The sequence below is a fragment of the Niveibacterium sp. genome (genome assembly GCF_041909475.1).
Taxonomy (GTDB): domain Bacteria; phylum Pseudomonadota; class Gammaproteobacteria; order Burkholderiales; family Rhodocyclaceae; genus Niveibacterium.
In genome coordinates this window covers 1-13,781 of sequence record NZ_JAYRDJ010000008.1, presented here as the reverse complement: position 1 = coordinate 13,781, position 13,781 = coordinate 1, and the positions used below count along the sequence as shown (strand labels likewise).

Sequence of the window (13,781 nt, the reverse complement as noted above, 5' to 3'; positions counted from 1 at the left end):
CGCAGCCCCCGCTTTAGATGGAACCGCTCAGTGGCCGTGGCAGCCGCCACTACCGTCGCAAGCATGTCCACCGTCACCATCATGGCTGTGGCAATGTTCCCCGTCCTCATGATCGTGGTTCTTGCAAGCGTGCGAGCCGCCGCAAGGCGAGGCGATCGGTGCCTGGTCGATGTCGGCCATGGTGAGGCCGTTCTTCAGCATCGCAGCCAGCGCGGCATCCATACTCGCAGCATGATGGCGGAACCACACCGGCAGCTCTTCGGCCAAGCGGCGGCCAAGTCCGAAGTCACCGTTGTCCAGCTCGCTGCGCACCGCGCGCATCACACCCAGCACACGTTCGTGCTCGTTGCGGTGACAGCCCGGAAAGCCGATCGATTCCGCCCAGGCGTTCTCCTGCTCGAAATGTGCGACGCAGTGATCGATCAGCGCGTCGAGCGTGGTCGCCAGTTCAGTGTCGGCCGCCATGCACATCGCGTTGACCGCGGCAGCAAAGTCTTCGTGGGTGGCATCCATCTCGGCATGGCCGAGCACGAGTTCGGGCGTCAGTTCAAATGCGGCCATGGCGGCCTCCTGCAATGCAAAGTCCGGCAGTTTAAGCGATGCCGCAGCGCGGCAAGGTGACCCGAGTCAACGTAAAAAGGGGGCGCATAGCGCCCCCGCAAGGCATCCGGGAGGAGACCCGGAGAGCCGACTACAAGCGAACCGTTCAGCGTTCGTTGGAGCCCGACATCACATCGACCCAGACCGCCAGCAGCAGGATGCTGCCCTTGACGATCATCTGCCAGAAAGTTTCCACACCGAGCATCGACATGCCGTTGTCGAGGCTGGTCATGATCAGCGCGCCGATCATCGCGCCGGACACGGTACCGGCACCGCCACGCATCGACGTACCGCCGATGAAGCAGGATGCGATCGCGTCAAGCTCGCCCATGTTGCCGGCAGACGGCGAACCGGAGGCCAGACGCGCCGTAGTCGTGAGACCAGCGAAGGCGCACATCAGGCCCATGATGCCGAAGATCGCCATCTTGATGAACTGCACGTTCACACCGGAGAGGCGCGTTGCTTCGAGGTTGGAACCGATCGCGTAGATGCGGCGACCGAACACGGTGCTGTTGGCCATGAAGCTGAACACCCCGGCGACCACCAGCAGCACCAGCACCGGCACCGGCACGCCCTGGTAGGACTCAAGCGTATGCACGAAACCGAAGATCAGCGCACCGGTGAGGCCCAGTTTCAGCGCGTCCTGCCACATCGGCGCAATCGTCAGGTTGTACTTGGCGCGGTTGGCACGGGTACGCAGGCTGATGAAGGCCAGCACCGCAAACAGTGCCAGCGCGAGGATGTAGCCGACGTTGGCGGGCAGGTAGGCCTGGCCGATCGCGATGAGACCTTCGGACTCGACCGGCACCGTGGAACCTTGCGTGAGGCCGACGAGAATACCGCGGAAGGCCAGCATGCCGGCGAGACCGACGATGAAGGACGGCACGCGCAGGTAGGACACCCAGTAGCCGTTGAGCAAGCCGATCAGCACGCCTGCGAAGCAAACGATCGCGATCGTGCCGGCAACCGGCAAGTGGTAGGTCGCGTCGAGCACCGCAGCGACGCCGCCTAGCAGGCCGAGCAGCGAGCCGACCGAGAGGTCGATTTCGCCCGCGATGATCACAAACACCATGCCGGAAGCCAGCATGCCGGTGATCGCCATCTGTCGCAGCAGGTTGGAGAAGTTACGCGAGGTGAGGAAGGAGGAACCCTCCTCGGTCATCGTCATGTAGCCGAAGAAGGACCAGATCAGGACGATCGCGATCCCGAGCGCCAGTACCTTGTACTGCCCGAAAAGTGTTTTGATGCTCTTGGCAACGGAACTCATTTGGTGTGCCTCTATCTTTTTTATGTGATCTTGCTAATCAGGCCGCAAGCGATTGTTCGGACTGGCCCAGCGCTGCGGTCAGCACCTGCTCCTGCGTCAGGCCCTGATTGACGAAGTCGCCACGCAGCTTGCCTTCGCCCATCACCAGCACGCGGTCGCTGATACCCAGAACCTCAGGCAGCTCGGAGCTGATCATGATGATCGACAGCCCCTGTTTGACCAGTTCGAACATCAGCTTGTAGATCTCGTATTTCGCGCCCACATCCACGCCGCGGGTCGGCTCGTCCAGGATCAGCACCTTCGGGTTCGGCAGCAGCATCTTCGAAACCACTGCTTTCTGCTGGTTGCCGCCCGAGAGACCGCGGATCTGCAGCAGCGGCGTTGCCGTCTTGATGCGCATCCGCGCAATCGACTGCTGGATCGTGTGCATCTCGGCCTCGGCGTCGATGCGGCCCATGTGGGCGTAGCTCGGCAGCGTCGAGATCGTGATGTTGTGGCCCACGCCCATCAGCGGCACGATGCCGTGGCGCTTGCGGTCTTCCGGCACCATGCAGATGCCCTGCTCGACAGCGTCCTTCGGTGAATTGACGCGCAGAGGCTTGCCTTCGAGCGTCATCTCGAGCGAATGGTGGCCGGCGTAGTAGCCGAAGATCGCCATCGCCAGTTCAGTGCGCCCGGCCCCCACCAGCCCCGCCACACCAAGGATCTCGCCCTTGCGCAGCTGGAAGGAGACGTTGTCAACCCGCTTGCGCTTCGGGTTGTTCACGTCGTAGCAGGTAACGTTTTTCGCTTCGAAGATCACCTCGCCAATCGGGTGCTCTTCGCGCGGGAAGAGGTTCTTGATCTCACGGCCGACCATCATCGTGATGATCTCGTTGGTGTCCATTTCGGACATCGGCCGGGTACCGACGTGGGTGCCGTCGCGGATCACGGAAATCGTGTCGCAGACTTCGGCAATTTCGTCGAGCTTGTGGCTGATCATCACGCAAGCCACGCCCTTCCTCTTCAGATCCTTGATGATGTCGAGCAGGATCTGGGTCTCTGACTTTGTCAGCGACGAGGTCGGTTCGTCGAGAATCAGCAGCTTGGCCTTCTTGTTGAGGGCCTTGGCGATCTCGATCAGTTGCTGGTGACCACCGCCGTAGTGCATCACCGGCAGCGCCACGTTGATGTCAGGCATCTTCAGTTCGTGCATCAGCGCTTCAGCGCGCTGATACATCGCCGCATAGTTCATGCGGCCGCCCGGCAGCGTGATCTCGTTGCCCATGAAGATGTTCTCGGCAACCGACAGCTGCGGCACGAGCATCAATTCCTGGTGGATGATGACGATACCGGCTTCTTCGGTTTCACGAATGGTGCGGGCCTTGAGCTCCTGGCCTTCCCAGAAGATCTGGCCTTCCCAAGTGCCGTGCGGGTAGACCGCGGAGAGCACCTTCATCAGCGTAGACTTGCCTGCACCGTTCTCGCCGCACAGGCCAACGCATTCGCCAGCGCGCACCTTCAGGTCGATCCCGTCGAGCGCCTTGACGCCGCTGAATTCCTTGACGATGCCTCGCATGTCCAGGAGGTATTCGGACATGGCTTTTCCTTCTAATGAGTAAAGAAGGCAGGCGCGCCGGGAAGGGGAGGTGGCGCGCCCACCGGGGCCGGCGTCGCTTCCGCACCGGAGCGGAAGCGGGCCGGTGCTGCTGACTTACAGGCCGAGCTGCTTGGCGGTGTAGAAGTTGTCCTTCACCAGCGTGTCGATATTGGCCTTGGTGATGATCGTCGGCGTCAGGAGCAGCGAATCGATCTTCTTGGCCGAACCATTGTCGAGCGCGTTGTTGTAGGCCGGCTTCTCACCCTTGGCGAGTTGCACCGACAGCTTGGCGGCTTCCGAAGCGATCAGCTTCAGCGGCTTGTAGACCGTACCGGTCTGGGTGCCAGCGATCACGCGCTTGCAAGCGGCGAGGTCGGCATCCTGACCCGACACGGCAACCTTGCCAGCCAGGTTTTGCGCAGCCAGGGCCTGGATTGCGCCGCCGGCAGTACCGTCGTTCGAGGCGACGATTGCGTCGATCTTGTTCTTGTTCGCGGTCAGCGCGTTCTCGATGATCGACAGCGCTTCAGACGGGTTCCACTCCTTCACCCACTGCTGGCCGACGATCTTGATGTCACCCTTGTCGACATAAGGCTTGAGGACCTTCATCTGGCCTTCGCGCAGCAGCTTGGCGTTGTTGTCGGTCGGCGAGCCGCCGAGCATGAAGAACGAACCCTTCGGCTGGGCCTTCACGATCATTTCGGCTTGCAGCTGGCCAACGCGCTCGTTGTCGAACGAGATGTAAGCATCGACATCGGCGTTCAGGATCAGGCGGTCATACGACACGACCTTGATGCCGGCCTTCTTCGCTTCCTTGATGACGTTCGTCAGCACCTTCGAGTTGAAGGGAACGATCACGATCACGTCGACTTTCTGCGCGATCAGGTTTTCGATCTGCGAGATCTGGCGCTGCTCGTTGGCATCAGCCGACTGAACGCTGACGGTCGCACCCAAGGTCTTGGCCGCTTCGACGAAGTAGTCGCGGTCACGCGCCCAACGTTCGACGCGCAGGTCGTCGATGGAGAAACCGATCTTCGGGTTTGCCTTGTCAGCAAAGGCCGGAGCGGCCATCAGGGCGGTACCAACAGCAAAAGCGGTCAACAGGGCACGACGCATCGGGCTGGTTTTCATTGAAGTCTCCTTTGTAGTGGCGCTTGCGGGCTTCTGCCCGCCATCTCTTCTGGCCCGTCCGCGACGCGGGCGGGGGTGAAGGCTCTGGATGCAGCCGGGACAACCAAACTAGGGTTATCCCTGATTGGGGTGAACCCTAATCCAGAATGTGAGCCTTGCCAATGGGGTCATCAAAATATTTTTTGATTTAACCCCAGGTCGAGCAATCGACATCAAGCAGGCAGCCCGCGAGCACGGGCCAAGGGAGGGGAAAAACGTCAGCGGCGGCGTTCAGCGCGCGACTTGAGGGCGGCGTTCATCGCTTCGAAACCCGGGCGGGCTTCCCGTTCGAGACGAGCGCGGAAGAAGGGCACCAGCATGCCGGTGAAGCATTCGCTGTGGACGAGGCGGGTCGTGCCGTCAGAGCGCGGCACAAGTTTGAACCGGTGTTCGCCATTGAGCAGGCCGCTCATCAGCAGGCGGCCTTGCCAGCGCAGTTCGCGCGGCGCCTCGGACAGCAGCACGCGCGGCCAGAAGTTCCGCCGCTGCGCCTCTGGGCCACAGAACACACTGATGTTGAGCGAGCGCCCTGCAATCGGCTCACCGCGCACTTCTCGAATGAAGGGGTTCCACTCCGGATAGGCGGCAAAGTCCGTCAGGATCGTCCAGACCTGATTCGGCGGAGCCTGAATATCCACCGTGGTGCGCAGCTCATGCATCGGGGCAATCCTCGGGCCGGCTCGTGGCCCGCCCAGTCATTTTGAATTTTCCCGCAGTCTAGCAGCGGCCCCAGATGCCGCGCAGCGCCAATTTGGGCAAAGTGCTCATGCCACTGAAAGCGGCCGCAGGAATGCGCCATCGCGCCTGGCAACACCCGCCTGAAGCAGTGCATCGATCAACCATGCCGCCAGCGCATCCGGAGCCTGCTGCAGATAGCGCGCGTTCGCTTCGCGGTAGAGCGGCACGCTCGCCAGGTAAGCGGGCAAAGATTCGAGCGGGAGTTGGCCGCGTTCGAGCAAGGTAAAGGTGATGCACGCCCGCAGCGCGTTGCGGGCGATGCGGCTACCGTCCTGCTCGAAGGCCTGCAGACGCGCAAAAGCAGACTCAAACGCCTGGTCGATCTCGATAAAGGGCGCACCGTGGCCGGGAATGACACAGTCGATCGGCAAGCGCGCCAGCGCCTCCAATGTGTCGCGCGCTGCTTCAAGCCCGCCTCCGGCGCCGATCACATCGGCGAACAGAATGCCGAAGCCGTGCCGCCACAACGCATCGCCAGATATCAGCAGCCGCCGATCGGCGGCATAGAAGACCAGCGCATCCATGTCGTGCCCCGGCGCGGCCAGCGCCTGCCACGCCAGACCACCGGCAACAAAGTGATCGCCCGGTTGAAGTGTCGTATGCGCGGCGAAACGCTCGCCCCGCTGGTCGGCCGTCGACAGCAAGAGCGCAGCTTCGTCCCAGGCGGCAATAGTGCCGGCCATGTCCGCCGGCACCGTAACCGTGCAGCCAAACGCCCGCACCAGCGCGGCGTTGCCGCCGATGTGGTCCGCATGTGAATGGGTGTTGATGAGTCGCGTCAGCCGCCGCGCGCCCAACGCGTCATGCACCATGCGCACCGTTTCAGCAGCATCGGTGACGTAACCGGAATCGACGGCGGCAGCCTCGGCACCATCCATCAGCAACACCGTGTTGGCGGAAAGCCAGCCACGCTCCAGCACACGGATCGATGGCGGAAGCGGCGCGGTCATCACCGGTCTCAGCGATCGCAGTCCGACCGCAGGTCAGTGTCGAACCAGTCGGTGCACGCACGGCGCTCGGCCACCCGACGCAGGATCAGGTGCTTGTCCACATCGCTTGCCTGCGACCAGCCTGCGATTTCGTCCAGCGTGCGCTGGCAGCCTTCACAGCATCCGCTGCGCGGGTCGATGCGGCACACGCCGACGCAGGGCGAAACCGGTGGTGACGTCTGCATGTCAGGCGAAGACCCACGGCATTGCATGGCTCAACACGATATCGACCAGCCTGCGATCGCGCTCCGAACGCGTGCTCGCCATCTCCAGCAACCGTTGGTACGCACGTGCTTGCAGTGCAAGGTCGCCGGCCTCGATCGCCATTTCGATCAGCAACTCGTGCGCCTTGCGCAACCAGTCTTCGCGCATCGCATCGGGCGTCGCAACGACCCGCGTCAGCAGTTCGAGCGCGGTGGCGTTCTGCCCACGCAGGCGCGCCACACGGGCGCGATGGAAGAGCTCCGCGACTTCGGAGTATTCGCTGCGATGGCTCTCGAACGGATCGGTCGCACGGCGAATCATGAATTCCGCCTCGTCCGCATCGCCGCGAGCCAACAGCACATCGATCAGGGTATCGGACACGCGGGCCTTGATGTAGCGCGGCAGGCGTGCATCGCCAAGGTAAGGGCGCAACACGTCGTAGGCCTCGTCGATACGGCCCAGCTCGATCAGACTGCAGCCGAGGTTGTTGGCCGCCCCGACTTCACGCTGCAGCTCACCGCATGCGCGCCAGCCCTCGACCACCTGGCGGCCAGTGAGCACCGCAGCTTCGTGCTTGCCGGAGATCGCGAACAGAAACTGCAGGTCCGCGCGCACAGCCAGCACCTCATTCTCGCTGCCGTTGGCCTCATAGAAAGCCTGGGCGCCGCGCAGGGCACGTTCCGCCGGGCTCGACGCGCCGAGCAAGGCGAGCACCAAGCCGATGGACTGACGCGCCGCGGCACGCAGGGCAGCGTCACCCACCTGATCCGCCAGGCTGCAGGCGCGCGCCGCGCACTCGAGCGCCGGCTCGCCTTCGTTCAGGATCGCGGCGTAGCGCGCTTCCAGCACCAGCAGACGCGCTTCAGCCAGAGTGAGATAAGCCTCACGGCTGCGCAGCGCCCCCTCGGCGCACAGGCTGCGGGCGCCGCCGATGTCGCCTTCCTGGTAGCGCGCGATCGCCGCCTCTCGGAAACGCGCAGCGGCTTCGGGCGTAAAGTCTTCGGTGTTCATGCGATCAGCCTAGCACTGCACCTGCGCCGCGTTTGCAAGACCTTGTCGCCGCGCCAACGCCGCGCGCGCCACCCGGCTTGCGGGCGCACGGCCCAGCGCTTCGGAAATGTAGGCCGCAGCGTCCACCAGCGCATCCAGCGACACGCCGGTCTGAATGCCCAGACCGTCGAGCATGTAGACCAGATCCTCGGTCGCGGCGTTGCCGGTTGCGCCCGGTGAATACGGGCAGCCACCCAGGCCTGCCACCGAACTGTCGAAGGTGGCGACGCCGAACTCCAGCGCCGTCAACACGTTCGGCAGAGCCTGGCCCCAAGTGTCGTGAAAATGCCCAGCCAGGCGCGCAGCAGGCAAATGCGCGCACAGCAATTCGAACAGACGTGCGGTCGAACCCGGCGTGCCGCGCCCGATCGTGTCACCCAGGCTCACCTCGTAACAGCCGATTGCAAGCAGGCGCTCAGTCACCGACAGCACCGCCGCCGGCGCGATCTCGCCCTCGAACGGGCAGCCCAGCACGCAGGACACATAGCCCCGCACGGCCACCCCGGCTTCGCGCGCGGCAGCCATGATCGGTGCGAAGCGTTCGAAGCTTTCGTCCACCGAGCAGTTCGTGTTCTTGCGGCAGAAGGTTTCGGACGCCGCGGTGAAGATCGCCACCTCTTTTGCGCCGGCAGCAAGCGCCGCTTCGAAGCCCTTGAGGTTCGGCGCCAGCACCGGGTAGCGGATGCCCGCGCGCTGCGGCAGACCGGCCATCACCTCCGCCGCATCCGCCATCTGCGGCACCCACTTGGGCGACACGAAGGCCGTTGCCTCGATCACCGATAGCCCCGCATCCGCGAGCTTCGCGATCAGCGCCAGCTTGGTCGCCGTTGGCACCGCGTGCTTTTCGTTCTGCAGCCCGTCGCGCGGGCCAACTTCGACCAGACGTACGGACCTGCCTTCGTATTTCGTCATCGCCATCCACCCGCTTTGTCGCAACTGACCGTCGACTCTTTCCTGCCCAGCCAACAATCGTGCCGATAGAATCCGTCGCCAATCCTGCTCACCAACACCCTGCTCATGCGCCTACTTCGCTCGCTCCTGCTTGCCGCCGCCGTCGCCCACATGCTGCCCGCCTTCGCCGATGAAGACGAAGTGTTCGAATTCCGCTACCGCACCGACACGCCAATGGGCACGTCTTTCCCGACCGTACGCACGCTGCACGGCCCCATCCCTTACGACAAGCCTTACAGCGCTCTGTCGGCACGCCAGAAAGAGATCGTTCGCAGCGACTATGAACTCGCGCCGGGCGACGAACCACCGTTCCCGTCGAATGGGCTCGGCAGCCTCTATTCGCCGCTGCTGCGCACGCTGGACAAGCTCAACAGCGTGGTCGCCGCGGTGCCCTTCTCCGGCCCGCTGCTTGCCGTGCTGAACGTCAGTGCATCCGGCGAAGTCTCGAATGTCGTCTTCTACAAAGCGCCCGAAGGCGCCGAGATCCGCAATTCGCTCGCACTCACCTTCATGAAGGTGAAATTCGACCCCGGCACCCGCGGTAGAAAGCCCGCCGACACCGAGTTCCTGATCGACGTGAATATCGGTAGCTGCGACAGCTCGGTGCAGGGCTACAGCGCCGCCGGCCGCTGCAAGTAAGGCTCCGCTGCCAATCAAGCGACCACTCAGCGCCGCGTCTGTCACCGCGGCGCAGATCAAACCAGACCCTTCATCCGCAGCAAGCCCCAAGCCGCGACGGTCGTTGCATCCTTGATCTCGCCGCTGCAAATCATGGCCTCGACGTCCGCGACCGGGAAGGCTCGCGCCACGAGGCCTTCCTCTTCGGCTTCGCGCTGCGCGCCGGCAAAGCTCAGGCCGGTTGCATGAAAGAGGTGGTAGCCCTGGTCGCAGAAGCCGTAGGCAAGAAACAGATGACCCAGCGGCTGGATTTCGCTGGCGAGGAGACCGGTCTCCTCGCGCAGTTCGGCAGCCGCGAGCGCCCGCGGGTCGACACCCGGCGCGTCTTCCCAAGACCCTTGCGGCAGCTCCCAGTAGCGCCCACCCACCGGGTAGCGGTACTGCTGGACCAGATGAACCATGCCGTCCTGGATCGGCGCGATCACGACGAAGTCCGGCTTCTCGACCACGCCGTAGATGCCGGTGTGCCCGCTCGGGCGCCGCACCTGGTCCTCGCGCACCCGTAGCCAGCGGTTCTGGTAGACCACCCTGGAGGCGAGGCATTCGATCTCTTCACTCATGTTGCGATATCCGGAGATGGCATCGTGCGATTCTCGCCGCAAACAGCGAAGAATCGGTGTCTCAAGCCGACGCGCTCAATACCCGCGCTCGCGCCCGACAAGGCCACTGACCGGCAGACCCGCTTCAAGCTGCGCGATCTTGTCGGCCACCTGACGCGAGGTCAGCGGAATTTGCGTGCGGGCAGCGATATGCGGCGTGGCGGTTACGCGCGGATGCGTCAGATAGGGGTGCCCTGCCGGTAGCGGCTCTTCGCGGAACACGTCGAGCACCGCTGCGCCGAGGTGACCGCGGTCGAGCGCGGCAAGCAGGTCGGCATCGACGATGAGGCTGCCGCGCCCGGCGTTGAGCACCAACGCCCCCTTCGCGAGCCGCGCAAAGCGTGCGGCATCGAGCAGATTCTCGGTGTCAGGCGTATGCGGCAGCACGCAGACCAGCGCATCCAACCCGTCGAGGAATCGATCCAGCGCCGCGGTGCCAGCATGGCATTCGACGCCCGTGATCTCGCGCGGGCTGCGGCTCCAGCCGCGCAACACGAAGCCCAGCGGGGCCAGTGCGGCCAGCGTTGCCTGCCCCATTACACCCAACCCCATCACGCCAACGCGCGCGCCGGTGGCCGGCGGGCTGCGCCAGCCACCCCAATCTTCGCCGCGCCGCGCTGCGGCCGCGCTGTCGTCGAAACGCCGCAGGTGGCGCAGCACGCCCCACACGGCGTAACCCGCCATCTGCACCGCCATGCCGGCATCTTCGAGCCGGATCAGCGGCAAAGCGGCGGGCAGAGACGGATCACGCAGCAAGTGCTCGACACCCGCGCCCATCGAGAACACCGCCCGCAAGTCCGGCTGCGTCGCATACAGGGCCGGTTGTGCACCCCACACCAGCGCGTAGCGGCACTTGGGTGCATCAGCCACCTCATGCACCTTGACCGCTGCAGCGCAGGCATCGAACCCTGCCTGCCATTCCGCGGCGGTATAGCCCCCCGCGACGATCAGGTCGATCGTCATGCGCGTTTCCAGTCGAACACCAGTGCCTCTTGCAGCAACGGTTGGATGTATGCCACGAAGGCCTTGTGCGCCGGATGATCGAGGTAGGCGTCGCGCGCATCTGCGGTGTCGAAGCCAAGCAGGAAGGCGTGCGTGTAGCCCTGCGTGAGCCCTTCCGGGCTGACGTTGGTGCCATCTTCGAAGGCCTTCACCGCATCGATCGCCCACTGCAGCGCGCGAAACGCGGCCACCGCTTCATCCACCTGAACCGCTGACAACTCAGGCCGGAACCGGAACAACACCAGATGCCGGATCATGCGGCAGCTTCCTCGAAATCCAGCAGGGCAGCGCCATCGCTGACCTGATCGCCGACCGCAAAGCGATAGGCCTTCACGACGCCGGCGCCCGGCGCGGTGATCGTATGCTCCATCTTCATCGCCTCAAGCACCAGCAGCGGCGCACCGCGCTCGACACGCGCCCCCGCTTCCGCCAGCAACGCAACCACCTTCCCCGGCATCGGCGCTGCAAGGCCACCCCCAGCCTCGCGCCCCTGCGCACTGCGCGCGAGTGGATCGACTGCTGCCACCACCCAGCAACGCCCGTGCAGGAACACATGCCGGCGCTCATGTGCCACCACGACGGTGGCGTTCAGGCGGCTCCCGTCGAACACGGCATGCAGTTCATCGCGGGCACCGAGTTCGCCGCTGGCATGCACGCTGCGCCCGCCGCATTCGAGCCGATAGCCACCCGCCTCATATCCCACCGTCACCTTGAACTCGTGGTCGTCGTGGCGGTAGACGAGCACACGGTGTGCCGCGCCGGTGATGCGCCAACCATCGCGCGCGGCCCACGGCGAAGCGTCGAAGACCGCCTCCTGACGTTCGCGCAGCAGGCGCGACAGCGCCGCCAGCAGGAACACCTCAAGCGGCGCATCAGCCGCCGCCGGAAACAGGTAGTCGTGCTCACGTTCGATCAAACCGGTGTCGAGATCGGCAGACGTGAAGGCCGGGCACGCAACCAGCCGCGACAGGAACTCGACGTTGTTGCCAACCCCCACGATGCGGTATCCCCCCAGCGCCTGCAGCATGCGCGCGATCGCACGCTCGCGGCTGTCGTCCCACACGATCAGCTTGGCGATCATAGGGTCGTAGTGCGGCGTGATCGCGTCGCCCTCCTCGATGCCGGAATCGATTCGCACATGCACCCCTTCGGCCGGCGTATCGAGATGACTCAGCGTGCCGATGGCGGGCAAGAAACCGCGCGCGGGGTCTTCGGCATAGATGCGGGCCTCGATCGCGTGGCCACGCAGCGTGATCTGCTCCTGCGCCAGCGGCAGTGCCTCGCCGGCCGCCACGCGCAGCTGCCACTCGACCAGATCGAGCCCGGTGATCATTTCGGTCACCGGGTGTTCCACCTGCAGCCGGGTGTTCATCTCCATGAAGTAGAAGCGCCCGTCCGGCTCGCAGATGAATTCCACCGTGCCGGCGCCCACATAGCCGATCGCGCGCGCCGCTTCGCAGGCCGCTGCGCCCATTGCCGCGCGGCGCTCAGCCGTCATGCCCGGCGCGGGTGCTTCTTCGAGCACCTTCTGGTGGCGACGCTGCACTGAACAGTCGCGCTCGAACAGATGCACGGCGTTGCCGTTGCGGTCTGCGAATACCTGGATCTCGATATGGCGCGGGCGCTGCAGATAGCGCTCGATCAGCACCTTGTCGTCGCCGAACGCGGCAAGCGACTCGCGTTTGCACGAGGCCAGCGCGGCCATGAAATCGTCCGCCTGATTCACGATGCGTATGCCCTTGCCACCGCCACCCGCGCTCGCCTTGATCAGCACCGGGAAGCCGATCGCCGCCGCCTTCGCCGCAAGCAGGTTCGTATCCTGATCGTCGCCGTGATAGCCCGGCACCAGCGGCACACCCGCTTTCTCCATCAGCGCCTTCGCTGCGGATTTCGAGCCCATCGCGCGGATCGCCGACGCAGGCGGCCCGATAAACACCAGCCCCGCCGCCTCGCACGCCTCAGCGAAGTCGTCGTTCTCCGACAGGAAACCGTAGCCCGGGTGGATCGCCTGCGCGCCACTGCGCTTCGCGGCATCCAGAATCGCTGCGATCGACAGATAGGACTCACGCGCTGCCGCAGGCCCGATGCGCAGCGCCTCGTCGGCCAGGCGCACATGCCGCGCGCCTGCATCGGCGTCCGAGTACACCGCAACGCTGCGAACGCCGAGCCGCCGCGCGGTGCGAACCACGCGGCAGGCGATTTCGCCGCGATTGGCGATCAGGATCTTGTCGAACATTCATCTCCCCCGATGAAGTTTGGGTGGCGCCGCTGGGGCGGCGTTCTGGTGTGGATTGCGAGGCGGCGGCAGATCTCCCGATCTGCCGGGCGACGTAGTTCTGTACGACGCGCGATGCGTGCCACGCAACGCTGAGCGTTGCGAGGCCCAACGAATTGGGCCACCGAGTGCGGCTTGCGATGCTCGGAGTCACGACACAACGGAACGTTGGCCGGGGTCCCGCCCCCGGCGGGCGTGTTACTTCTTTTGCTTCGCCAAAAGAAGTAACCAAGAAAAGGCGACCCGGCGTTCGCGGTCAGGCACTGCGTGCCTGACTTCCCTGCGTTGCTCGCGCGACCGGGGGCCTGCGGAACTCGCCCTCGCTGCGCTCGGTGCTCAGACAGTCCTCGGCCTTCTTCCCGGTCGCGCTCCGCTACTCGGCGCTCTCGACGGGACCCGAAAGTCCAAACCATCTCGATCTCGGCGCTTGGGTGATGTTCGTAGCCTGGATGGAGCGAAGCGAAATCCAGGACGGGCGCATCCCAATCTTCAACCGCATCTCCCGGATTCCGGCCTTCGGCCTGCATCCAGACCACGGAATTCCGACAGCGGAGAAACGGCGACGCTTTTATCTCCCCCTCTGAAACGCCGAGCAGCACGGCGGGGCCGAGGACTGTCCGAGCACCGAACGCAGCGAGGGCGAGTTGCGCAGCCACCCGATGCTTCGAGCAGCAAAGGG

14 protein-coding genes are annotated in these 13,781 nt (G+C 64.6%); 1 reads left to right on the top strand and 13 read right to left on the bottom strand.

Annotation, left to right across the window (positions count from 1 at the left end):
• Nucleotides 1-27: 27 nt before the first annotated feature.
• The 9 genes from ACE3P0_RS07585 to ACE3P0_RS07545 all read right to left on the bottom strand — a co-directional run bounded on the left by ACE3P0_RS07585 (nucleotide 28) and on the right by ACE3P0_RS07545 (nucleotide 8,509).
• Complete coding sequence (locus tag ACE3P0_RS07585) at nucleotides 28-561, bottom strand: hemerythrin domain-containing protein (protein ID WP_374401469.1); 534 nt, start codon at nucleotides 559-561, stop codon at nucleotides 28-30.
• Nucleotides 562-706: 145 nt separating this feature from the next.
• A complete protein-coding gene (locus ACE3P0_RS07580; RefSeq protein ID WP_374401468.1) occupies nucleotides 707-1,867 on the bottom strand; it encodes a sugar ABC transporter permease in 1,161 nt (386 codons plus the stop codon).
• A gap of 37 nt (nucleotides 1,868-1,904) precedes the next feature.
• A complete protein-coding gene (gene xylG / locus ACE3P0_RS07575) occupies nucleotides 1,905-3,446 on the bottom strand; it encodes a D-xylose ABC transporter ATP-binding protein (RefSeq protein ID WP_374401466.1) in 1,542 nt (513 codons plus the stop codon).
• Between the two features lie 114 nt (nucleotides 3,447-3,560).
• On the bottom strand, nucleotides 3,561-4,577 hold the full coding sequence (xylF, locus tag ACE3P0_RS07570; protein ID WP_374401464.1) for a D-xylose ABC transporter substrate-binding protein: 1,017 nt from the start codon (nucleotides 4,575-4,577) through the stop codon (nucleotides 3,561-3,563).
• A 257-nt stretch (nucleotides 4,578-4,834) separates the two neighbouring features.
• Entirely contained in the window at nucleotides 4,835-5,275 is a 441-nt protein-coding gene (locus ACE3P0_RS07565; protein ID WP_374401462.1) for an SRPBCC family protein, read from the bottom strand.
• A 105-nt stretch (nucleotides 5,276-5,380) separates the two neighbouring features.
• Entirely contained in the window at nucleotides 5,381-6,304 is a 924-nt protein-coding gene (locus ACE3P0_RS07560) for an MBL fold metallo-hydrolase (protein ID WP_374401460.1), read from the bottom strand.
• An 8-nt stretch (nucleotides 6,305-6,312) separates the two neighbouring features.
• On the bottom strand, nucleotides 6,313-6,528 hold the full coding sequence (locus tag ACE3P0_RS07555; RefSeq protein WP_374401458.1) for a DUF1289 domain-containing protein: 216 nt from the start codon (nucleotides 6,526-6,528) through the stop codon (nucleotides 6,313-6,315).
• 1 nt (nucleotide 6,529) lies between these two features.
• Entirely contained in the window at nucleotides 6,530-7,558 is a 1,029-nt protein-coding gene (locus ACE3P0_RS07550) for a hypothetical protein (protein WP_374401456.1), read from the bottom strand.
• A 9-nt stretch (nucleotides 7,559-7,567) separates the two neighbouring features.
• Nucleotides 7,568-8,509 carry a hydroxymethylglutaryl-CoA lyase gene (locus ACE3P0_RS07545; protein WP_374401454.1) on the bottom strand — a complete coding sequence of 314 codons (942 nt, stop codon included), beginning with the start codon at nucleotides 8,507-8,509 and terminating at the stop codon, nucleotides 7,568-7,570.
• A gap of 105 nt (nucleotides 8,510-8,614) precedes the next feature.
• On the opposite strand from ACE3P0_RS07545, the gene ACE3P0_RS07540 reads away from it, so the two are divergent.
• Nucleotides 8,615-9,187, top strand: a complete 573-nt coding sequence (locus ACE3P0_RS07540; RefSeq protein WP_374401452.1) for a hypothetical protein — start codon at nucleotides 8,615-8,617, stop codon at nucleotides 9,185-9,187.
• Nucleotides 9,188-9,243: 56 nt separating this feature from the next.
• Here ACE3P0_RS07540 and ACE3P0_RS07535 read toward each other — a convergent pair whose 3' ends face one another.
• From ACE3P0_RS07535 to ACE3P0_RS07520, 4 genes are all read right to left on the bottom strand, one after another.
• A complete protein-coding gene (locus tag ACE3P0_RS07535; RefSeq protein ID WP_374401450.1) occupies nucleotides 9,244-9,786 on the bottom strand; it encodes an NUDIX domain-containing protein in 543 nt (180 codons plus the stop codon).
• Between the two features lie 75 nt (nucleotides 9,787-9,861).
• The gene (locus tag ACE3P0_RS07530; RefSeq protein ID WP_374401449.1) at nucleotides 9,862-10,788 is read right to left on the bottom strand and encodes a 2-hydroxyacid dehydrogenase; all 927 of its coding nucleotides are present in this window, start codon (nucleotides 10,786-10,788) and stop codon (nucleotides 9,862-9,864) included.
• Nucleotides 10,785-11,084 carry a Dabb family protein gene (locus ACE3P0_RS07525; RefSeq protein ID WP_374401447.1) on the bottom strand — a complete coding sequence of 100 codons (300 nt, stop codon included), beginning with the start codon at nucleotides 11,082-11,084 and terminating at the stop codon, nucleotides 10,785-10,787. The genes ACE3P0_RS07530 and ACE3P0_RS07525 overlap by 4 nt, the downstream gene beginning before the upstream one ends.
• On the bottom strand, nucleotides 11,081-13,063 hold the full coding sequence (locus ACE3P0_RS07520; protein WP_374401445.1) for an acetyl-CoA carboxylase biotin carboxylase subunit: 1,983 nt from the start codon (nucleotides 13,061-13,063) through the stop codon (nucleotides 11,081-11,083). Before ACE3P0_RS07520 ends, ACE3P0_RS07525 begins: the two co-directional genes overlap by 4 nt.
• Between the last annotated feature and the right edge of the window lie 718 nt (nucleotides 13,064-13,781).

Coding starts and splice junctions, on each gene's coding strand:
- ACE3P0_RS07585 (WP_374401469.1), bottom strand. CDS start 561: ATGGCCGCATTTGAACTGACGCCCGAACTCGTGCTCGGCCATGCCGAG.
- ACE3P0_RS07580 (WP_374401468.1), bottom strand. CDS start 1,867: ATGAGTTCCGTTGCCAAGAGCATCAAAACACTTTTCGGGCAGTACAAG.
- xylG (WP_374401466.1), bottom strand. CDS start 3,446: ATGTCCGAATACCTCCTGGACATGCGAGGCATCGTCAAGGAATTCAGC.
- xylF (WP_374401464.1), bottom strand. CDS start 4,577: ATGAAAACCAGCCCGATGCGTCGTGCCCTGTTGACCGCTTTTGCTGTT.
- ACE3P0_RS07565 (WP_374401462.1), bottom strand. CDS start 5,275: ATGCATGAGCTGCGCACCACGGTGGATATTCAGGCTCCGCCGAATCAG.
- ACE3P0_RS07560 (WP_374401460.1), bottom strand. CDS start 6,304: ATGACCGCGCCGCTTCCGCCATCGATCCGTGTGCTGGAGCGTGGCTGG.
- ACE3P0_RS07555 (WP_374401458.1), bottom strand. CDS start 6,528: ATGCAGACGTCACCACCGGTTTCGCCCTGCGTCGGCGTGTGCCGCATC.
- ACE3P0_RS07550 (WP_374401456.1), bottom strand. CDS start 7,558: ATGAACACCGAAGACTTTACGCCCGAAGCCGCTGCGCGTTTCCGAGAG.
- ACE3P0_RS07545 (WP_374401454.1), bottom strand. CDS start 8,509: ATGACGAAATACGAAGGCAGGTCCGTACGTCTGGTCGAAGTTGGCCCG.
- ACE3P0_RS07540 (WP_374401452.1), top strand. CDS start 8,615: ATGCGCCTACTTCGCTCGCTCCTGCTTGCCGCCGCCGTCGCCCACATG.
- ACE3P0_RS07535 (WP_374401450.1), bottom strand. CDS start 9,786: ATGAGTGAAGAGATCGAATGCCTCGCCTCCAGGGTGGTCTACCAGAAC.
- ACE3P0_RS07530 (WP_374401449.1), bottom strand. CDS start 10,788: ATGACGATCGACCTGATCGTCGCGGGGGGCTATACCGCCGCGGAATGG.
- ACE3P0_RS07525 (WP_374401447.1), bottom strand. CDS start 11,084: ATGATCCGGCATCTGGTGTTGTTCCGGTTCCGGCCTGAGTTGTCAGCG.
- ACE3P0_RS07520 (WP_374401445.1), bottom strand. CDS start 13,063: ATGTTCGACAAGATCCTGATCGCCAATCGCGGCGAAATCGCCTGCCGC.